The sequence below is a fragment of the Paraburkholderia kirstenboschensis genome (genome assembly GCF_904848585.1).
GTDB lineage: Bacteria > Pseudomonadota > Gammaproteobacteria > Burkholderiales > Burkholderiaceae > Paraburkholderia > Paraburkholderia kirstenboschensis.
The window spans coordinates 776,646-796,965 of record NZ_CAJHCR010000001.1 but is presented as its reverse complement, the minus strand read 5'-3'; the positions used below and the strand labels follow the sequence as shown (position 1 = coordinate 796,965).

At 63.4% G+C, this 20,320-nt stretch carries 17 protein-coding genes; 5 read left to right on the top strand and 12 right to left on the bottom strand.

Features of this window, described 5'->3' with window-relative positions:
- The first annotated feature begins 4 nt into the window (after nucleotides 1-4).
- The 3 genes from argA to proP all read left to right on the top strand — a co-directional run bounded on the left by argA (nucleotide 5) and on the right by proP (nucleotide 3,994).
- Complete coding sequence (argA, locus tag JMY24_RS03665) at nucleotides 5-1,393, top strand: amino-acid N-acetyltransferase (RefSeq protein ID WP_020065469.1); 1,389 nt, start codon at nucleotides 5-7, stop codon at nucleotides 1,391-1,393.
- A 113-nt stretch (nucleotides 1,394-1,506) separates the two neighbouring features.
- On the top strand, nucleotides 1,507-1,782 hold the full coding sequence (locus JMY24_RS03660) for an oxidative damage protection protein (RefSeq protein WP_027799933.1): 276 nt from the start codon (nucleotides 1,507-1,509) through the stop codon (nucleotides 1,780-1,782).
- Nucleotides 1,783-2,524: 742 nt separating this feature from the next.
- Nucleotides 2,525-3,994, top strand: coding sequence for a glycine betaine/L-proline transporter ProP (gene proP / locus JMY24_RS03655; protein WP_128595425.1), 1,470 nt, complete (start codon nucleotides 2,525-2,527; stop codon nucleotides 3,992-3,994).
- Between the two features lie 187 nt (nucleotides 3,995-4,181).
- On the opposite strand, the gene JMY24_RS03650 is transcribed toward proP, so the two are convergent.
- The 5 genes from JMY24_RS03650 to JMY24_RS03630 all read right to left on the bottom strand — a co-directional run bounded on the left by JMY24_RS03650 (nucleotide 4,182) and on the right by JMY24_RS03630 (nucleotide 10,193).
- Nucleotides 4,182-4,676: a metallophosphoesterase family protein gene (locus JMY24_RS03650; RefSeq protein WP_128595426.1), complete on the bottom strand. Its 495-nt coding sequence runs from the start codon at nucleotides 4,674-4,676 to the stop codon at nucleotides 4,182-4,184.
- Between the two features lie 126 nt (nucleotides 4,677-4,802).
- Entirely contained in the window at nucleotides 4,803-5,609 is an 807-nt protein-coding gene (locus JMY24_RS03645; RefSeq protein WP_201701398.1) for a hypothetical protein, read from the bottom strand.
- 2 nt (nucleotides 5,610-5,611) lie between these two features.
- Nucleotides 5,612-6,187: a TMEM175 family protein gene (locus JMY24_RS03640; protein WP_128592419.1), complete on the bottom strand. Its 576-nt coding sequence runs from the start codon at nucleotides 6,185-6,187 to the stop codon at nucleotides 5,612-5,614.
- A gap of 181 nt (nucleotides 6,188-6,368) precedes the next feature.
- Nucleotides 6,369-7,769, bottom strand: coding sequence for an FAD-containing oxidoreductase (locus JMY24_RS03635; RefSeq protein WP_201701397.1), 1,401 nt, complete (start codon nucleotides 7,767-7,769; stop codon nucleotides 6,369-6,371).
- Between the two features lie 126 nt (nucleotides 7,770-7,895).
- Complete coding sequence (locus JMY24_RS03630) at nucleotides 7,896-10,193, bottom strand: EAL domain-containing protein (protein ID WP_201701396.1); 2,298 nt, start codon at nucleotides 10,191-10,193, stop codon at nucleotides 7,896-7,898.
- Between the two features lie 252 nt (nucleotides 10,194-10,445).
- Between JMY24_RS03630 and JMY24_RS03625 the strand changes: the two genes are divergently transcribed.
- Nucleotides 10,446-11,027 (top strand): lysozyme inhibitor LprI family protein, encoded by a 582-nt coding sequence (locus JMY24_RS03625; protein ID WP_128595428.1) that lies wholly within the window; start codon nucleotides 10,446-10,448, stop codon nucleotides 11,025-11,027.
- Here JMY24_RS03625 and JMY24_RS03620 read toward each other — a convergent pair.
- From JMY24_RS03620 to JMY24_RS03605, 4 genes are all read right to left on the bottom strand, one after another.
- The gene (locus JMY24_RS03620) at nucleotides 11,024-11,566 is read right to left on the bottom strand and encodes a nucleoside deaminase (RefSeq protein ID WP_128595443.1); all 543 of its coding nucleotides are present in this window, start codon (nucleotides 11,564-11,566) and stop codon (nucleotides 11,024-11,026) included. The two genes, JMY24_RS03625 and JMY24_RS03620, sit on opposite strands and share 4 nt — an antisense overlap.
- A gap of 87 nt (nucleotides 11,567-11,653) precedes the next feature.
- Entirely contained in the window at nucleotides 11,654-12,796 is a 1,143-nt protein-coding gene (locus tag JMY24_RS03615) for a BMP family ABC transporter substrate-binding protein (protein WP_128595429.1), read from the bottom strand.
- A gap of 159 nt (nucleotides 12,797-12,955) precedes the next feature.
- On the bottom strand, nucleotides 12,956-13,309 hold the full coding sequence (locus JMY24_RS03610) for a helix-turn-helix domain-containing protein (protein ID WP_128595430.1): 354 nt from the start codon (nucleotides 13,307-13,309) through the stop codon (nucleotides 12,956-12,958).
- A 61-nt stretch (nucleotides 13,310-13,370) separates the two neighbouring features.
- Nucleotides 13,371-14,804, bottom strand: coding sequence for an aminotransferase-like domain-containing protein (locus tag JMY24_RS03605; protein WP_201701395.1), 1,434 nt, complete (start codon nucleotides 14,802-14,804; stop codon nucleotides 13,371-13,373).
- 167 nt (nucleotides 14,805-14,971) lie between these two features.
- Here JMY24_RS03605 and JMY24_RS03600 point away from each other — a divergent pair, with 167 nt between their 5' ends.
- Nucleotides 14,972-17,320, top strand: a complete 2,349-nt coding sequence (locus JMY24_RS03600; protein ID WP_128595431.1) for an FdhF/YdeP family oxidoreductase — start codon at nucleotides 14,972-14,974, stop codon at nucleotides 17,318-17,320.
- Between the two features lie 50 nt (nucleotides 17,321-17,370).
- Here JMY24_RS03600 and JMY24_RS03595 read toward each other — a convergent pair whose 3' ends face one another.
- The 3 genes from JMY24_RS03595 to JMY24_RS03585 form a co-directional block, all read right to left on the bottom strand.
- Nucleotides 17,371-17,874: a M48 metallopeptidase family protein gene (locus tag JMY24_RS03595; protein WP_128595432.1), complete on the bottom strand. Its 504-nt coding sequence runs from the start codon at nucleotides 17,872-17,874 to the stop codon at nucleotides 17,371-17,373.
- A 79-nt stretch (nucleotides 17,875-17,953) separates the two neighbouring features.
- Complete coding sequence (locus JMY24_RS03590; RefSeq protein ID WP_128595433.1) at nucleotides 17,954-19,252, bottom strand: L-fuconate dehydratase; 1,299 nt, start codon at nucleotides 19,250-19,252, stop codon at nucleotides 17,954-17,956.
- Between the two features lie 42 nt (nucleotides 19,253-19,294).
- Nucleotides 19,295-20,236 (bottom strand): ABC transporter substrate-binding protein, encoded by a 942-nt coding sequence (locus tag JMY24_RS03585; RefSeq protein WP_201701394.1) that lies wholly within the window; start codon nucleotides 20,234-20,236, stop codon nucleotides 19,295-19,297.
- Nucleotides 20,237-20,320: the final 84 nt, after the last annotated feature.

Here is a 20,320-nt window from a genome sequence, read left to right as displayed (position 1 = left end):
CGGCATGAATTCCCAAACCGACCTCGTCCCCGCGCCCGCGAGCGTTCCGGCCCCCGCCGGAGCAACGGAAAACCTCGCACAGCACGCGCAATTCGTCGACTGGATGCGCTCAGTCGCCCCTTATATCCACGCGTTCCGGAACAAGACGTTTGTTGTCGGTTTTGGCGGCGAAGTGGTGCATCAGGGGCTCCTGAATGCGCTCGTGTCCGACATCGCGCTGCTGCAGGCCATGGGCATCCAGATCGTTCTCGTGCACGGCTCCCGGCCGCAGGTCGAAGAGCAGATGAGTCTGCACGGCGTCGAGTCGGAGTTTTCGCACGGCATGCGCATTACCGACGCACGCGCGCTCGAATCCGCGAAAGAAGCCGCCGGCGAAGTGCGTCTGGATATCGAGGCCGCCATCAGCCAGGGCTTGCCGAACACGCCGATGGCGCACGCGCACATCAGCGTCGTATCGGGCAACTTCGTGACGGCGCGCCCGGTCGGCATTCTGGACGGCGTCGACTTCGCGCACACAGGCGTGGTGCGCAAGATCGACGCGGATTCGATCCGCCATTCGCTCGCAAGCCGCAAGCTGGTGCTGTTGTCGCCGCTCGGTTTTTCGCCCACCGGCGAGGCGTTCAATCTGGCAATGGAAGACGTCGCCTCGGCTGCCGCCATCGCGTTGCGTGCCGACAAGATCGTGTTCCTGACCGAAACGCCCGGCCTCATGCAAGCCGGCGAAGACGGCACCGAACTGATCCGCGAACTCTCGCTCGACGACGCCTACAAGCTGCACGAAAGCGGCGAAGTTACCGGCGACGCGGGCTTCTATCTGAAGCATTCGATCCGCGCGTGCCGCGGCGGCGTGGCGCGGGCGCACATCATCCCTTACGCGCTCGACGGCAGTCTGCTGCTCGAACTGTTCCTGCACGACGGCGTGGGCACGATGATCTCGTACGAGAATCTCGAAAGTCTGCGCGAAGCCACGCCGGACGACGTCGGCGGCATTCTCGCGCTGATCGAGCCGCTCGAATCGGACGGCACGCTGGTGCGGCGCGGCCGCCATCAGATCGAGCGCGACATCGACCATTTCTCGGTGATCGAGCACGATGGCGTGCTGTTCGGCTGCGCGGCGTTGTATCCGTACACGCAGGAGCGCATCGGCGAAATGGCTTGCCTGACGGTCGCGCCCGAAGCGCAGGGCACCGGTGACGGCGAGCGCCTGCTCAAGCGCATCGAGCAACGCGCGCGGGCCCGCGGGCTCACACGCATTTTCGTGCTCACCACGCGCACCGAGCACTGGTTCCTGAAGCGCGGCTTTGTCAAGGTCACGGTCGACGACCTGCCCGAAGACCGCCGCCGACTGTACAACTGGCAGCGCAAATCGCTCGTGCTGATGAAACAGCTCTGAGCGGCCCCATATAAAGCGAGCGCCCGTCCTCGTATCGATACGGTAATTATTTTTTTATGGGACCGGAGTAAGTGCCGAAGCACTCACTCCGGTCGACACAGGAGAAGCACAGCATGACTCGTATGGTTCAATGCGCGAAGCTCGGCAAGGAAGCCGAAGGCCTCGATTTCCCGCCGCTGCCGGGCGAACTCGGCAAGCGGATCTACGAAGGCATTTCCAAGGAAGCGTGGCAGGCCTGGTTGAAGCAGCAAACCATGCTGATCAACGAAAACCGTCTGAACATGGCCGATCCGCGTGCCCGTCAGTACCTGATGAAGCAGACCGAAAAGTTCTTCTTCGGCGAAGGCGCGGATACGGCGCAGGGTTACGTGCCGCCGCCGGCTGAGTGAGCGCGAATCGAGTGCTCCTCACTCGCGACAGTAGCGACGAAATCCGCGCCTCGTGCGCGGATTTTTTTCGCCCTTCGCCTGCCGCTGAACTCTCCAAACGGTACATTTTGGCGCCCTTGAAAGCGCCTTTTCAAGACCGATTCGATCGCCGGAATCTCCCGTCCCGCAAGGGATTGAGCGCCCTCGCCCAACCGCGGGCGCAAAACCGGGTTTGCACGATCCTCTGTCATCGTGCTAACATGTGCGTCGTTCCAACAGCAATTCACCTACATTCGCGTTCACTGACCTTGCGACCCGCCATGTGCCTGCACTGCGTGAGTCCATCGCGATGGAACAGTTTTTATACAAGAAGGCTTGTCGGTCGTATCGCAGTTTGAAGTTGCCCTTCGGTCATCCAGGGGTCATTCAGGCGGCGAATAAAGCACCGGCCTTTTTCGTTTCAAGCCTTCCAGTGGCGTAGGTCCGGCTTCCAGCCGCCCGCGTCCTCATGCATCTGCCCCCCTTCCACGGCCACGCAGGTGCAACAGTCAACACAATTTAGACGAGTGTTTTTTCGCGACCTGGCTCGCGAGGCACGGGCGATTGCGGCGTTTGCCGCGCTTTCCGCGTTCAACTTTCAACGCGCGCCCATTCTTTCGCCCCTAGCGGCGCAAGAACGCCATCGCCCCGTTTGCGAAACTGCACTTCCAGCAACCGTGGCGGAACGCATCATGAGTTTCGTCGCAGTCATCGGAGTTTTACCTTGACCGCTTCCAGCAACGGCTTCTGGCGACATCAGAAACAAGAACAGCGCCTTTCTCTCGACGACATCACCGTCGTCGACAACTCTCTCCTCAAGCGTGCCGTCGGCGCCATGGCGCTCGGCAACGCAATGGAATGGTTCGATTTCGGCGTGTACAGCTACATCGCTGTCACGCTCGGCAAAGTGTTCTTCCCGTCGTCGAGCCCGTCCGCCCAGTTGATCGCCACGTTCGGCACGTTTGCCGCGGCGTTTCTCGTGCGCCCGGTCGGCGGCATGGTGTTCGGGCCGCTCGGCGACCGCATCGGCCGTCAGCGCGTACTCGCAATGACCATGATCATGATGGCGATCGGCACGTTCGCGATCGGGCTGATCCCGAGCTATGGGTCGATCGGCATCCTCGCACCGGCTCTGCTGCTCGTGGCGCGTCTCGTGCAAGGCTTTTCGACCGGCGGCGAATACGGCGGCGCGGCCACCTTCATCGCCGAATTTTCGACGGACAAACGGCGCGGCTTCATGGGCAGCTTCCTTGAGTTCGGTACGCTGATCGGCTACGTGCTCGGCGCGGGCACGGTAGCGGTGCTGACGGCGACGCTGTCGAACGACGCGCTGCTCTCGTGGGGCTGGCGTGTGCCGTTCCTGATCGCCGGTCCGCTGGGCCTGGTGGGTCTTTATATCCGGATGAAGCTCGAAGAAACGCCCGCGTTCAAGAAGCAGGCCGAACAACGCGAAGCCGAAGACAAGGCGCTGGCCAAGCAGTCGTTGCGCGATCTGCTCGTGCAGCAATGGAAGCCGCTGCTGCTGTGCGTCGGCCTCGTGCTGATCTTCAACGTGACCGACTACATGGCGCTCTCGTATCTGCCGAGCTACCTGTCGGCCACGCTGCACTTCAACGAATCGCACGGCCTTTTCATCGTGCTGCTCGTGATGGTACTGATGATGCCGATGACGCTCGCAGCCGGCCGTCTGTCGGACACGATCGGCCGTAAGCCGGTGATGCTGTTCGGCTGCGTGGGTCTGTTCGCGCTGTCGATTCCCGCCCTGCTGCTGATCCGCATGGGCACGCTGGTGCCGGTGTTCGCCGGCCTGATGATTCTCGGCGTGCTGCTGTCGTGCTTCACGGGCGTGATGCCGTCGGCGCTGCCGGCGCTGTTCCCGACGAAGATCCGGTACGGCGCGCTGGCCATCGGCTTCAATATCTCGGTGTCGCTGTTCGGCGGTACGACGCCGTTGGTGACCGCATGGCTCGTCGACCGCACCGGCAATCTGATGATGCCTGCGTACTACCTGATGGGTGCGTCGCTGATCGGTATCGTCTCCGTGGTGGCGCTTCGCGAAACCGCCCGCAAGCCGCTGCTCGGCTCGGGCCCTTGCGTGGCGACGCGCGCCGAAGCGCACGCAGTACTGCGCGGCGAACGTGAAGCCGAAGAGATGGACGAACGCTACGCAGCCACCGCTACGGCGCGTGCCTGATTGCCTGCGGCGCGGTAGCCGCGGTAGCCGCGGTGGCGCGACACGGGCGATGACTTCGGAAGTCGCCGCTGACCGCGGTACCAGGCTTGACTGCGGTAGTCGCACTAGCGAAGCCGACTAACCGCGCGGCATTCCAGTTACATCGACAGTAGTCACCCGACGGGCCGGCAGATTTGCCGGCCCGTTTTCATTTGAGCAGCAGATCGAATCTCGCATGCGCGCGCGAGCCTTCGACCGTCAGAATGCCTGCCGACACCGGCAGCTTGAAGCGCCGCGGCCCCGCACTGCCGGGGTTGACGAACAGCACGCCGTCGCGCTCGCCGATCGACGGCTTATGCGAATGGCCGGTCACCACCACGCCGATACCCTCGTTGCGCGGATCGGCTGGCACGTCGGCGATGTCATGCACGACAAGAATCGCTACCTGCTGCACGTTGAGCGTCGCATGCGTCGGCAGCGACGCGGCCCACTCGCCGATGTCGTTATTGCCGCGCACGACGGTGAGCGGTGCGATCTGTGCGAGCGCCCCGAGCACGGCCTCGTTACAGATGTCGCCTGCGTGGATGATGGCGTCGCAGCCCGCGAGATATTCGAGCGCTTCTGGACGCACGAGGTTGTGCGTATCGGAGATGAGGCCGATGCGGCTCGACGGCACGCGGCGGGTAGATGAAGATGAAGTCATGAAGACAGTATCCGTGAAGCTCGCGCCTGCTCGCAATCAGCCTGGCTGCGCGCGGACCCGCTGCGCTCAGGCCCGCTTCGTTCAAGCTCGTTGCGCGTGGGCGCTCGCTCGCAAGCATCCGCGAAATCAGTCCACCGACTGCCGCAACGATGTTTCACGCGACACCGCTTGCAGCGGTCGCCTCGAATCCAGCATGCACCGCGTTGCGCCCTGCGCGACGACAGAAATCGCCGACGCGCACGCAAAGCTCAGCCACACGCCGTAGCGCGGCAACATCGCCGCTGTCACCGCGAAGAACGCCGCAAACGAGCCGCGCCCTATCACCATGCCGCGCATCAGCAACGCAACGAAGCCGGCGCCGTGTTCGCGTTGCGCCGACACGGCGAGCACGATGCCGAGCAACGGAAATACGGATAGCAGCCCGCTCCACGTCGCACCCATCGACGCCGACAGGCTCGTGACTGCGAGCGTCAGGAGCGCACCGGCAAGCATGCGCACAGCAAGGTCGGCCGCACCGAGGCGCCCGGCCGGCACGTGCCCCGTCACGCGCGGCAAGGCCCTCTGCGAAACCGCGACAGCCACGCAAGCCGCGCCCACCGCCCAGACGAGCGAGTGACGCAGATGCGTGAGCGACAGCGCCGCTGTCAGCCACCCGCTCATGCCCGCAGCCAACGCAAGCGGCCACGCCGACCGGCGGCCGCTCCATGCATACGCCAAATTGAATGCTTCCGACGCGGCAATCGCCGCAATGGAGGCGACCGACGCCTGCGCTGCGAACGAAGGCCCGCGCTCCAGCGCGAGCAGCAGCACGATCGGTCCTGCGACGACCGGCAGGCCCGCGAGCCATCCCGCGACCGACGGTCCCCACAAGCGTCCCGCGATCGTCAGCGCGGCGAGAAACGCCGGCACGAGCGCGAGCTTCAGCGCAAGCACGCTCAGGCTTCCAGCACGTGCTCGATGCGCCGGTCCGGCACCAGCCACCATGCGGCAGCAAGCGCGTAGAGCGCCGCCGAAATCCACGGCGCGACGAACGCGAGCGCAATGCCCGAGAGATAAATCGCAACCGACACTTTGCCTTTGATGTCGTTGCCCACCGCTTTTGCGAGCGTCGAGTCGCGGCCGTGCTCACGGATCAGCGTGCGCGTCAGGATGAAATACGCGATCGCCGACATGAACAGCACGACGCCGTACATGGCGGTCGGCCACGAAGCCAGATGATTCTCGCCGACCCAATGCGTGACGGCGGGAAGCAGCGACAGCCAGAAGAGCAGATGCAGATTGGCCCACAGCACGCCGCCGTTGACCCTTTGCACCGTATGGAACATGTGATGATGATTGTTCCAGTAAATGCCCACGTAGATGAAGCTCAGCACATAGGCGCCGAACACCGGCACGAGCGGAGTCAGTGCGGCGAGATCGAAGCCTTCCGGTACCTTGATTTCGAGCACCATGATCGTGATGATGATGGCGATCACGCCATCGCTGAAGGCTTCGATGCGTCCCTTGCCCATCGGCTGTTCCTCGAATGAATGCGATTGAATGCGATTGAATGCGGGTCGATGCGGTTGCATGCGGGTCGATGGTGGCCAATGCGGCACGCCTTCACCCCGCGGGCGGCCCGCGCCGCTGGCGATTATCCGCGATGGTGCGACGCTTTGTCGATGCGCGCCGCGCTCGGCTTAGTTCATCGGCTTACTTCATCGGCTTCAGACCGTCGAGCAAGGTCGGCACCAGTTCGCTGATGGTCGGGTGAATGTGCATCGCGTATTGCAAGGTGGGATACGGCGCGCCCGCCGTCATGATGTCGATGAAGGTATGAATCGCCTCGTCGCCTTCTATACCGTGGATCGTCGCTCCGAGAATCTGCCTGGTGTGGGGGTCGGCAAGCACCTTCATGAAACCGTCGGTCTCCCCGCGTTCGCTCGCGCGGCCCACGCGCGACATTGGCATGGTCGCGATCAACGCTTCGCGGCCGCTCTTTCGCACGTCGTCTTCGGAGAGGCCGACGCGCGCGAGCGGCGGATCCACGAATACCGCGTACGCCATGATCCGCTTGTCGACGGTGCGCGTGCCGCCATCGAGCAGATTGGCCACGACGATGTGGTAATCGTCGTAGGACGTATGCGTGAACGCGCCTCGTCCGTTGATGTCGCCGATCGCCCACACGCCCGGCACGTTGGTGCGCAACTGGCCGTCCACGGGAATCGTGCCATGCCGGTCTGTTTCGATGCCGGCCGCGGCGAGGCCGAGATCGTCGGTATTCGGTTTGCGGCCGGTTGCGAACAGCAGATGCGACGCCTCGAGCGCCGGAACATTCTGCTCGAAGCCGATACACACTTCGTTCTCACGATGCGGATGCGGCTCGACGCGCGAAGGCTGCACACCGAAACGGAACTCCACGCCCTCGCGGGCGAGCACGCTTTGCACTGACTCCGCGAAGTCGGCGTCTTCGCGCGTGAGCACGCGATCGCCGCGTACCAGCACGGTCACTTCGCTGCCGAAGCGGCGAAACACCTGTGCGAATTCGAGCGCGATATAACTGCCACCGACGATCACGAGCCGGCTCGGCAACTCGGTTATCTCCAGCAGAGTCGAGTTGGTGTAATAGCGGGTTCGCTCGATGCCTTCCAGCGGCGGCACCACGGCGCGCGTGCCCGTATTGAGGAAAATCTCGTCCGCGCTCAGTTCGTGCAGCACGCCCCCGTCCGGCCCGCTGACAGCAAGCGTGTGCGGCCCGGTGAAGCGCGCATGGCCGTTGAACACCGTGACGTTCTCGGTGCCCCGCAGCCAGGCCTCCACACCGTCGTGCGACCGGCCGACGATCTTGTCCTTGCGCGCCTTCACCGCCGCCAGATCCACGCCGACCGCGCCGCCAATGTGCACGCCGAGCCTCGCCGCATGGCGTGCCACATGCGCCGCGCGGGCGCTCGCCACATACGCCTTGGTCGGCGTGCAGCCGACGTTCACGCAGGTCCCGCCGAACGCCGCGCGCTCAATGACCGCCGTGCGGCGGCCGCTCTTGCCAAGACGCACGGCGAGCGGCGCGCCGCCCTGTCCCGTGCCGATCACAACCGCGTCGAAGTGCTGTGCCATCGCAAGTCTCCTGGGGCTCAGATGCAGGTCGTTGCATCTTACGCCCAGTCTCCGGCGCGGTTATGTCACGCTGCCAGTCCGGGCGGATGGAGAGCCCACTCGACATACGCCAACGCGGCGCGCGGGTCAGGTCGCCGCATAGGCATCCGCCAGCGCGCGCGCATATGCGCTCGCTCCCACGGGCCGGCTGTACAGATAGCCCTGCTGTTTGTCGCAATCGATCGAACGGAGGAATGCGGCCTGTTCCGGCGTCTCCACGCCTTCCGCGGTGACGTTCATGCCGAGCGAATGCGCCATCGCCACCACGGCCTGCGTGATCGCAATGGAATCGCGATGATCCGGCAAGCCCGCCACGAACGACCGGTCGATCTTCAGGTTATGCAGCGGAAAGCGCTTCAGATACGACAGCGACGAATAACCGGTGCCGAAGTCGTCGACGGAAATACGCACGCCCGTTGCGCTCAATGCGAGCAGCATGGGCAGCACGGTGTCGCTGTCGCTCATCAGAAGCCGCTCGGTGATTTCCAGTTCGAGCGCCGCCGGCTCGAGCCCGGAATGGTCCAGACAGCGCCTGATCCGCTCGACCAGACCGTCGTTGAACTGGCGCGGCGACAGATTCACCGCAACGATCAGATCCGGCGCGAGCGTGCGCCGCCACTGCGCCGCCTGCTCGCAGGCACGGGCGAGCACCCAGTCGCCGATCTCGACGATGAGTCCCGCGTCTTCCGCGACCGGGATGAATTCCGCCGGCGAGACATTGCCGAGCTCGCTGTTATACCAGCGCAGCAGTGCCTCGGCGCCGATGGTCCGGCCGGCGTGACTATCGACGATCGGCTGATACACGAGACTTAGCTCGTGGGCGGCGAGCGCGCGGCGCAGCGACTGCTCGATCACGAAGCGGCGCTGCAGTTGCTGATTGAGCTCCGCAGTGAAGAACTGGAAGTTGTTGCGCCCGCGCTGCTTCGCGTGATACATCGCCGAGTCGGCGTTGCGCATCAGCGTCGGCGCGTCCTGGCCGTCTTCGGGAAAGCGGCTGATACCGATCGACGCGCCCAGGTAGTACTCGTTGTCCGCCACCGCGAAAGGCACCGCGATTTCGCTGAGGATCTGACGCGCCAGCCCGACTATCTCCTCGTTGCGTTCGCAGGCGCTCACCACGATCACGAACTCGTCGCCGCCCACCCGCGCGAGCGTATCGTCCGGGCCGACGCAGCCGGCGAGCCGCTCGGCGACGCTTTTCAGCAATGCGTCGCCGGCCTCGTGACCAGCCGTGTCGTTGACTTTCTTGAAGCCGTCGAGATCGACGAACAGCACGGCGACGCTCGTGAACTCGCCGCTGCAGTTGGGGTTGCCGGGCGCGAACAGGCTGTTCATGCGCTCCGTCAGATAGGCCCGGTTATAGAGCCCGGTGAGGGAATCGCGCGTTGCGAGGAATTTCAACTGGCGCTGCGCCTCGCGCACCGGGCCGATGTCGGTAAACGAGATCAGCACGGAGTCGGGCTTGCTCTCGCCGGGCTTCAGAATGGGCACCACGTTCTCGGTGATCCAGATCACTTCGCCGTTCACCAGTTCGATCGCCAGTGTGATGCCGAGCATCGGCTTGCCGCTCGCGAGCACCTGGGCGACGGGCCGCTCATGGTCGGCCACGGGCGAGCCGTCCTCGTGAAAGCCGCGCACCATCACCGTGCGGATGCTGCGTCCGACAATCTGCGGCCCGGTGCGCAACATGCGCTGCGCGCTCGGATTGCAGGCCAGCACGACGCCCGCGCGCGACTGCACGACAATGCCCTCGATCAGATGATCGACGACGAGCCGATGATGCTCCTCGCTGTTCGCAAGCCGCTGCGCCATTGCGTCCTGATGCACGGCGAGCCCGACGCTGCGGCTGATATCGCGCAGCATCGTCTCTTCCTGCGCGGTAGGCCGGCGCGGCGCGCGATGATAGACGGCGAACGCGCCCAGCACCGCGCCGGCGTCGTTCAGGAACGGCACCGACCAGCACGCGCGCAAGCCGTGCGGCAACGCTAGCGCACGGAAATCCGCCCACAGCGGATCCGTCTCGATGTCCTCGACCACCACCAGCCGCCGCTCGTGCATCGCCGTGCCGCAGGAGCCCGCGCTCGGACCGATCGGCGCACCGTCGATCGCCGTGCTGAACTCCGCCGGCAGCGACGGCGCGGCGCCCATCTTCACGTGGACGCCGTCGTCGTCGAGCAGCAGGATCGAGCACGCCGCGCCCCCGCCCAGCAGCGCTTCCGCGCGGTGACAGACTTCTTCCAGCAATTCCGGCAACGGCGTATTGCGCGTGATCAGCCGCAACACGCTGCGCTCCGACGCCAACACCTCTTCGGCCAGATCCGGCCGGTAGCGGCTAGCCTCGGGCGTTGCTCCTACCTCCATGCGTGATGTCGCTTCGCGGTTCATATATGCGCCCCCCAACCCAACATCGGCAAGAATGCGTAAGCAGCGCATCAGGGTATACCCGCTAAACGCGAAGATGTGCCCCGGCAGTGCTTCCATTGGCCGTGCATTGCGCTATTGGGGGCGTCGGGCGGGCTCGCGCGAGGCAATATCTAGTAATCACTCGAGGGAAGTGCTGCGTTTTTCCGGCGTCCGCATGGCGCGCGATCGGACGATCATCCGTTGCATGAAAAACCATGCAACGCGTGAATTGTCATGAAAATCGTCCGCCCCGTTCTGATCGCCGCGCTGCTGATCGCGCATTCGTCCGTGCATGCCGCGAGTTTCAACTGCAACAAGGGCCGTTCGTTCACCGAGAAGATGATCTGCACCGACACGGCGCTGTCGCGTCTCGACGACACGCTGGGACAGCTCTACTGGAAAGCACGCCGAAGGGCGCCCGACCGGCGCGCCTTCATCGCAGACAGCGACAGCAAATGGGCGTGGCGCGAGGCCAATTGCCGCGACGCTGCGTGTCTTGGGACGTGGTACGCAACGCGTATCGACGAGCTTGAGCAATGGCTTGCGAGCCTGCCGACGAGCGCGCCGCCTGCGTTGGCGCAACCCTCCGAACCTGCCGATGCGCTCAAGCCCGCGCCGCCGGACCGCCCGCGCAAGCCGTCCGTGCCCGTGCCTTCTACCGCCGATACAGCCATGCGCCAATGCACGGCCGCGCATCCGGGGATCGCGATCGGCGAGCAGTGTCCGAGCGTCATCAAGCAGAACGACAGCCGGTGGAAATACCGGCCGCATGGCGGCGACTGGTTCTGCGGCGTCGCGATGTTGGAACCGAGCTAGCGGCTATTCCAGAACCTGCGTTGCACGTCCATCACCTCGGCCTCGACTTCGGCGACCGGGCCGATCACCTCGACGCGCTTCTGACAGTGATCGAAGACGTACCGGCAATCGACGCTCATTGTCGGATTCTCGGCGTGATCGCCGGTCGCCTCGAGCAGACGCTTCTCGGTCATACCGAACACCACCCGGCCGATGTTCGCCCAATACATCGTGCCCGCGCACATGCAACACGGTTCGACCGACGTGTACAGCGTGCAACTCCACAAGTACTCTGGTGTGAAGTTGAGCGCCGCCACGCGAGCGAGTACCGACTCCGCATGATTCACCGTGTCGACGTTGCCCTGCTCCATCAACACGGTTTCCTGGTCCGGGCCGACCAGCACCGCGCCGAACGGATGATGCCCGAGCAACGTCGCCCGCTCGGCGATCCGGCTCGAATGCCTCAGATGCCGCACGATCTGCTCGTGTGTGGGCGTCAAGCCCTGCGGCGGAAAGCAAGCCGCATCGGCACTGGCGGTTGCGCTGGCGGTCGGGCTCACCGCCGCGCTCGGAACAGTCAGACTCACGGGCGATCTCCTGGTCGTTGTTGTCGGCAAGCCGGGACGTTCAATGCGGCTCGCGCTACCTTACTTCGGCAGCGAACCGTCGACGCCCTGCACGAACCAGTTCAAACGCAGCAGCTCCGCGTCGCTCAGCGACTTGCCCGCCGCAACTTTCACTGCACCCGACTGATCCGCGATCGGCCCGGCGAACGGGTTGAACTTGCCCGAGACGATATCGTCGCGCTTCTGGCTCAACGCCTTCTGCGCAGTCGGCGACACCGCTTCGGTGTTGATATCGGCGAGGTCAATCGCCTTCTCTTTGAGGCCCCACCACACCGGCGCGTTGTTCCATGTGCCCGCCATTACCTGCTGCACCAGATACGTGTAATACACGCCCCAGTTGCTCACGCACGCGCCCAGTTGCGCATTCGGCCCGAACTTCTTCATGTTCGAGTCCCAGCCGAACGCGTGTACCTTCTTCTGCTCGGCGGTCTGCATGGTAGCTGTCGAATCCGTGTTCTGGATGAGGACGTCCGCGCCCTGGCCGATCAGCGTTTCGGCGGCCTGCTTCTCGCGGCCGGGATCGAACCAGCTATTGATCCACACCACTTTGACGCGCACCTTCGGGTTCACGGAGCGCGCGCCCATCGTGAACGCGTTGATGTTGCGCACGACTTCCGGCACCGGCACCGATCCCACGAAGCCAAGCGTGTTCGACTTCGTCGTATAACCGGCGACGAGCCCGGCGAGATAGGCGCTCTGGTATGTGCGCACGTCGTACGTCGCGAAGTTGGCCGCTTTCTTGTAGCCGGTCGCGTGTTCGAACACCGTGTCCGGGAAGTCCTTGGCGACCTTCAGTTCGAAGTCCTGGAAGCCGAAGCTCGAGCCCACCACGATCTTGTTGCCTTTCGACGCGAGATCGCGGAACACGCGCTCAGAATCCGCGGACTCCGGCACGTTCTCGATGCGCGTCACCTTGATCTTGTCGCCAAACTTCGCCTCGACCTCTTTCACGCCCTGTTCGTGCGCATAGGTCCAGCCGGCGTCGCCGGGATTGCCGAGGTAGACGAAGGCAATGCCGACGGGCTGCGCGGTGGCCGCCGACGCTGCCGTTGCAGCAACGCCGAGGCTGAGGCCGACGGTTGCGGCACATGCCGCAACGAGCGCCGTTCGGACGGTCTTGATACGCAATGATCGATGCAGCGCTCGCGCCAGCGTTGTTTTCATGAATTCTCCGAAATCGATTGAGGGGTTCGCCTGGCGCCCGTTGTTCCGGGCAAGGCTCCAGCATAGGGGGCCATATTCCGAGGTCAATTTCAGAGGAAAAATTATTCGCTGTTATCCCGTGTATAACGAAACTGATATTGCTGCGGTCGCCGCGATCAACTAGTGGAGGCTCGGCGGCTGCGTGTCGTTGGGATCGGGCGCCTCATCATCGCCCGCCGCCCCGCCCTCGCCGAACAGCTCCGCGCACACATCCCGGCCGGTCTCGCTCAGACGCGCGGTGCCGGCGCCTTCCTCGTTGAACGTCGTCTCCACGAGACCGCCGTCGACGAGCGCCGTCAACTGCCGCCGAAGCGCGCTCATCGGCACGTTCGCCTGCTTGGAGAGCCTCGCCAGCGACCACGCGCCGCTGGCCCTCTCCCGGCCGGGCCTCGCCTCTCCGAAGCTTTCGCGATGCGCGCGCCAAAGCTGCCCCAGCACGGCTATCAGCACCGGATCGATTTCATCGTCATCCATTCGTGTCTCCTTCTTGATGTTTTATCTGCCGACCTCTGCTGCACCGACTCGTGCAAGCGCTTCACGCCATCTGCGTCACCAGTTCGCCGAGTGTCTTCAACGCCGCCTCGCTTTGCGCAGTCCACGGGTAGCTGTAATTGAGCCGGATGAAATGGCGAAAATCGTTGCGCGTCGAAAACATCATGCCCGGCCCGACCGTGATGCTGCGCGCGAGCGCCGCCTGATAAAGCCGCATTGAATCGACACGCTCGGGCAACTCCACCCACAAAACGTAGCCGCCTTGCGGCGTCGAGATACGGGTGCCGGCCGGAAAAAAACGCCGCACCAGCGCGGTCATGATGCTCGCCTGCTGCCGGTAGACCTTGCGAACATGCCGCAGATGCCGGTCGTAACCGTCCTGTCGCAGATAGTCGGCGACCGCGACCTGCGGCACGGAAGGCGTAGTGAGCGTATTCAGAAACTTCAGCTTCTCGACCTGAGCACGATAACGCCCCGGCAACGCCCAGCCTATCCGGTACGACGCGGTGAGGCTTTTCGAAAACGACGCGCAATGCAGCACGAGCCCTTGCGTGTCGAAGCTTTTCAATGTCGACGGCCGCGTCTCGCCGAAATACAACTCCTGATAAACGTCGTTCTCGATCACGGGGATCTGATGCGCGGCGAGCAATTCGACGAGTTGCCGTTTGCGCGCGTCCGGCATCTGGAAACCGAGCGGATTCTGGAAGTTCGGCATCACCATGCAGGCGGCGATCTTCTGTCGCGCGATCACCTGCGCGAGCGCATCGATGTCGATGCCGTCGACGGGATGCGTCGCCACCTCGATCGCGCGCATTCCGAGTCGCTCGATCGCGTGCAGCATCGCGTAGTAGGTCGGCGATTCGACGGCCACTGTGTCGCCAGGCTTGGCGACCGCCTGCAGGCTCAAGTTGATCGCCTCGGTGGCGCCCAGCGTGATGACGATCTCGCCCGGATCGACCGGCATGCCGTTCTCGGCGTAGCGCCGGGCGATCTGCCGGATCAGCTCCGGGTTGCCGGGCGGCAGATCGTCGATCAGGTTCCAGCTCGCCTGACGGCGGGCAATCGCGTTCGCGTACTGGTTGATGCGCCGCCATGGAAATAGCGATGGATCGGGATACGGCGAGCCGAACGGCACGGCGTCGTGCGCGCGGATGCTGCGAAGCGTCGACAGAACGAGGCGGCTAACGTCCACTTCCGCGGCGACGGGCGCCACCAACGGCGCAGGCTTACCGCCCGGCAGCCGCGTCTCGGGCCTGAACGCTTGCAGCGCGGCTTCGCGCACGAAATACCCCGATTGCGGTCGCGTTTCGACAATGCCGCGGCTCTCCAGCAACGCGTACGCATGCAGCACCGTCTTGATGCTCACGCCATGCTGCTGGCTCGCCTGCCGCACCGACGGAATCCGCTCGCCGGCCGCGAACACGCCCCGGCGCACGGCTTCGGTGATTTCATCGGCGAGCTTTTCGTACAGTTTCAAGGACGTGGCTCAAGGGAATGGATCGTTTGAGACGCCAGTCTATGACAAAACGCATGCAACTGTATCCCTTCCCTTTTTGATTTTCTGTATGCTGCACTGCGATTGGAACACAGTAGTCTTGGAACATCGGCTCGAAAAGCCATGACAAGACCACGCGCGGCAACATCATGAAAAAATCCGACACACGCAGCGAATCCGGTAGCGAAGCTCGCATCGAGCCGTACAAGCATCCGGCAGCGGGCTGGGGCGCGCTCAAATACGTCGCCATCAACCTGATCAAGGAAAAGGTGACGGGCGGCAACTACCGCACGCTGCTCAAACAGAATCAGCCGGACGGCTTCGACTGCCCCGGCTGTGCATGGCCCGACCGCGAGCACGCATCCACGTTCGAGTTCTGCGAGAACGGCGTAAAAGCGGTGGCCGCCGAGGCGACCAGCAAGCGTGTCACGCCCGCGTTCTTCGCGGAGCATACCGTCGCCGAACTGATGACGCAGTCCGACTTCGAGTTGGAGCAGCACGGCCGCCTGACCGATCCGCTCGTCTATGACGCGATGCGCGACCGCTACGTGCCGATCGGCTGGGACGAAGCGTTCGATCTGATTGCAAGCCATTTGAAGCGTCTCGACGATCCGGATCAGGCCGCGTTCTACACGTCGGGCCGCGCGAGCAACGAAGCGGCCTTCCTCTACCAGTTGTTCGTCCGGATGTACGGCACCAACAATTTCCCCGATTGCTCGAACATGTGCCACGAAGCGACGAGCCGCGGCTTGCCGCACACCGTCGGCATCGGCAAGGGCACGGTGACGCTCGACGACTTCGAACATGCCGACACGCTGCTGATATTCGGCCAGAATCCGGCGACCAACCATCCGCGAATGCTCGGCGAACTGCGCGAGTGCGCAAAGCGCGGCGCGACGATCGTGTCGATCAATCCGCTGAAAGAACGCGGGCTCGAGCGTTTCGCGAGCCCGCAGCATCCAGTGGAAATGCTGACTATGGGCAGCACGAAGATCAGTTCCGTGTTCATCCGCCCGAAAGTCGGCGGCGACTTCGCGCTCATCAAGGGCGTCGCCAAGCGCGTGATCGAACTGGATGACGAAGCGCAGGCTTCCGGCCTGGAACGCGTGCTCGACGTCGCGTTCATCGCCGAACATACGGTCGGCTTCGAGGCATTCGCCGAAGATCTGCGCGCGGAAAGCTGGGAGACCATCGTCGCGGAAGCAGGCGTGCCGTTCGAGGATGTTCTGAAGCTCGCCGACATCTACGTGAAGGGCCGCGCGGTGATCTCGACGTGGGGCATGGGCCTCACGCAGCACAAGAATTCGGTGCCGACGGTACAGCTACTGTCGAACCTCATGATGATGCGCGGCAATATCGGCCGGCGCGGCGCGGGCCTGTGCCCGGTGCGCGGACACTCGAACGTGCAGGGCGACCGCACCGTCGGCATCGAAGAGAAGCCGACGCAGGCGTTTCTCGACCGGCTCGGCGAGGCCTATCGTTTCGAGCCGCCGCGCGAGCATGGGCTCGACGTCGTCAATACGATTCAGGCGATGCTCGATGGCAAGGTCAAGGTTTTCATCGGCCTTGGCGGCAACTTTTCGATTGCGACGCCCGACACGCCGCGCACGTGGGAAGCCATGCGGTCGTGCGATCTGACCGTGCATATCACGACGAAGCTCAACCGCAGCCACCTCGTGCATGGCCGCGACGCGCTGATTCTGCCGACGCTCGGCCGCACCGAGATCGACTTGCAGAACGGCGTTGCGCAAGGCGTGAGCGTCGAGGATTCGATGAGCATGGTGCACATCTCGTACGGGATGAACAAACCGGCGTCGGAGAATCTGCTGTCTGAAATTGCGATCGTCGCGCGCATGGCGCATGCGACGCTCGGCAGCGACAAGGTCGACTGGCTCGCGCACGCCGCGGATTACTCGCTGATTCGCGACGGCATCGAAAAGGTGATCGACGGCTTTCACGATTACAACGAGCGGCTCAAGCGCCCGGGCGGCTTCCATCTGGGCGTCGCCTCGCGCGAGCGGATCTGGAAAACGCCCACCGGCAAGGCGCAGTTTCTCGTGCATGCAATCGCGCTCGACACGCCGATTCATCGCGCGCGCGAACAACACGGCGAGCGCCTGATGACGTTAATGACAACGCGTTCGCACGATCAGTACAACACGACTATCTACGGTCTCGACGACCGTTATCGCGGCGTGTATGGACAGCGGCGCGTGCTGTTCGCCAACAAGGACGACATCGCGATGCTGGGGTTTGCCGCGGGACAGCGCGTGGATATCACGAGCGTGTGGGCCGATGGCATCGAGCGTCACGCAGATGGCTTTCTGCTAGTCGAATACGACATTCCGCGCGGTTGCCTCGGCGCTTACTATCCGGAAACGAATCCGCTCGTGCCGCTGTCGTCGGTCGCGGACGGTGCCGGTACGCCCACTTCAAAGTCGATTCCGGTGTTGCTCAAGGCGTCGGCAGTTGAAATGGCTGAAGCGGTCGCCGCTTGAAAGGACGATGACGTGCCGCGTGCTTCCGCCAGGAAACACCGCGGCACGTATCAAGTCTGACTCTTCGCCGACTCGCGATGGGTCAGGTAAAGCCGCAGGTCGAACTCGATCTGGTGGTAACCCGGCTGCATAAACTCGCACAGACGGTAAAACGCCTTGTTGTGATCGCTCTCTTTCAGATGCGCGAGTTCGTGCACGACGATCATTTTCAGAAACTCCGGCGCCGCCGTTTTGAATAACGACGCAATGCGGATTTCCTTTTTCGCCTTCAACTTGCCGCCCTGCACGCGCGAGATGCTCGTGTGCAGGCCCAACGCGTGACGCACTACGTCGAGCTTGCTGTCGTAGGTGACTTTGTCGATCTGCTCCGCGCTGCGCAGATGCTCGCGCTTCAATTCCGAGCAGTACGTGTAAAGCGCGCGATCCGTCTGCACTTCGTGCGTGTTCGGATAGCGCGCGGCGAGATAGGCGCCGAGCTGATCGTCGGCGATCAGATTTTTGACTTTCTCCAGCAATGCGGGCGGATAGCCGCTCAGGTATTTCAGATGGTGCATGGTCGTGGCTTTGCGTTGGCGCCGCCTGAAAATGCGGAACGCTAAACGCCAAGTTTACACGGCCAAACCAGACAAGCGCTCAAGGGCGCCAAATGGGACCGTGAGGAAAGTCATGCTGGTCGAGCGAGGCCGCGTGCATTTCGATGCTGTAGCCCGGTCGCTGCGGCGGCATATAACGGCCATTGCGGATCACGACTGGATCGACAAAATGCTCATGCAAGTGGTCCACATATTCGAGCACCCGGTTTTCGAGCGACGCCGACACGCAGATATAGTCGAACAGCGAAATATGCTGCACGTACTCGCATAAGCCGACGCCGCCCGCGTGCGGACACACGGGCACGCCGAACTTCGCCGCCATCAGCAGCACGACGATCACTTCGTTCAGACCGCCCAAACGGCAACTGTCCACCTGACAAAAATCGATTGCGTGCGCCTGCAGCAACTGCTTGAACATCACGCGATTATGGCAATGCTCGCCCGTCGCCACTCCAATTGGCGCAAGCCGCCGGCGGATCGCCGCGTGACCGAGAATGTCGTCGGGGCTCGTGGGCTCTTCGATCCACCACGGGTCGAATTGCGCGAGATACCGCATGTTCGCGATGGCTTCATCCACATCCCATACCTGATTCGCGTCCATCATCAGCTTGCGGTCCTGGCCGATCTCTTCGCGCAGGATGCGAGCGCGGCGCATGTCCTCGTCGAGATTGCCGCCGACCTTCTGCTTGAAATGCGTCCAGCCTTGAGCGACGCCTTCGCGCGCGAGCCGGCGAATCTTATCGTCGTCATAGCCGAGCCAACCCGCCGACGTCGTGTACGCAGGATAGCCATGCGCGAGCATTTCGTTCTCGCGCTCGCTTCTCGTGGCCGCGTGACGATGCAGCATCGCGATGGCTTCCTGCGGCGTGATCGCGTCCGTCACATAGCGGAAGTCCAGACACCGCACGAGTTCTTCCGGGCTCATGTCGACAAGCAGTTTCCACACCGGCTTGCCTTCTGCTTTTGCCCACAGATCCCACGCCGCGTTGACGACCGCAGCCGTCGCCAGATGGATCGCGCCCTTGTCCGGACCGATCCAGCGCAACTGGCTGTCCGAAGTCAGCACGCGCCAGAAAGCGCCCATGTCCGCGGCAATCTCTTCGAGCGTTCTACCGACGACGAGCGGAGCCAGCGCCTCCACCGCCCTCACGCAGATCTCGTTGCCGCGCCCAATCGTAAATGTCAGCCCGTGGCCGGTAAGCGCGTGCGGCGCGTCCGTTTCAAGCGTGACGTAGGTGGCCGAATAATCGGGCGCGGCGTTCATCGCATCTGAGCCGTCGAGTGAACGCGAAGTCGGAAACCGGATGTCCCTGACGGACAGCGTGGTAATCGTGGTCATGTGAGCACGCTCCTCGACGGCGGTTGGTAAAGCGGCGATCAATCAATCGTAGAGCACGGCCGCGATCTTCGGATCGTTCATGTTGCTCTTGTCGTACCAGTAAAAGCCGGTGTCGACTTTCTTCGGCAGCTTCTCGCCCTTGAGCGCCTTCACCGCGGAATCCACGACGCATTTGCCGATCCCGATCGGGTTCTGCGTGATTGCGCCGGCCATCAACCCGGAGTTGATGTCGTCTTTCTGCTCCTTGCCCGAGTCGTAGCCGATCAGCACGAGCTTCTTGCCCGACTCCTTGACGCCGATCGCGGCGCCTTCCGCCGAACCCTCGTTGGCGCCGAAAATGCCCTTCAGATTCGGATTGGCCTGGATCATCGCCTTGGCGATTTCCGCCGACTTCAGATGGTCCCCGCCCCCGTACTGCACCGAGACGATCTTGACGTTCGGATGCTTGCTCTTCATCTGGTTGAGGAAACCGTCGCGGCGGTCGATGCCCGTGCGGCTCGTCTGATCGTGCACGATGACGCCGACTTCCCCGGCATTTCCGATCGCCTCGGCCATCTTGTCGGCGGCGAGAGCAGCTGCGGCGAGATTGTCGGTCGAGCAGGTCGTGAGCGGAATGTCGCTGTCCACGCCGGAGTCGAACGCAATGACCGGAATCTTCGCGGCCTGCGCTCTTCGCAAAAGCGGAATGGCCGCCTTGCTGTCGAGCGCGGCGATGCCGAGCGCCTGCGGTTTTTTCGCGAGCGCGGCCGACAGCATGTCGATCTGCTTGTCGACCATTGCCTCCGTCTCCGGTCCTTCGAAGGTGATCCTGACCTTATGTTCCTTCGCGCCCTGTTCGGCGCCCGCTTTGACCGCCTGCCAGAACTGATGCTGGAAGCCCTTGGAAATCAGCGGGATGTAGACCTCGTCCGCGTGTGCCAGATTCGCCCCGCCGACGAGCGCGCCGACGCCGACCACGACGCCGAATAGTTTTCGATTCAACATGAAATATCTCCTCCTGAGGTGTGGACCCTTCTTCTTCAGCCGTCCAGGAAGCCTTGTGGGGCCTCCCGTTGTTGATGTTGTCGC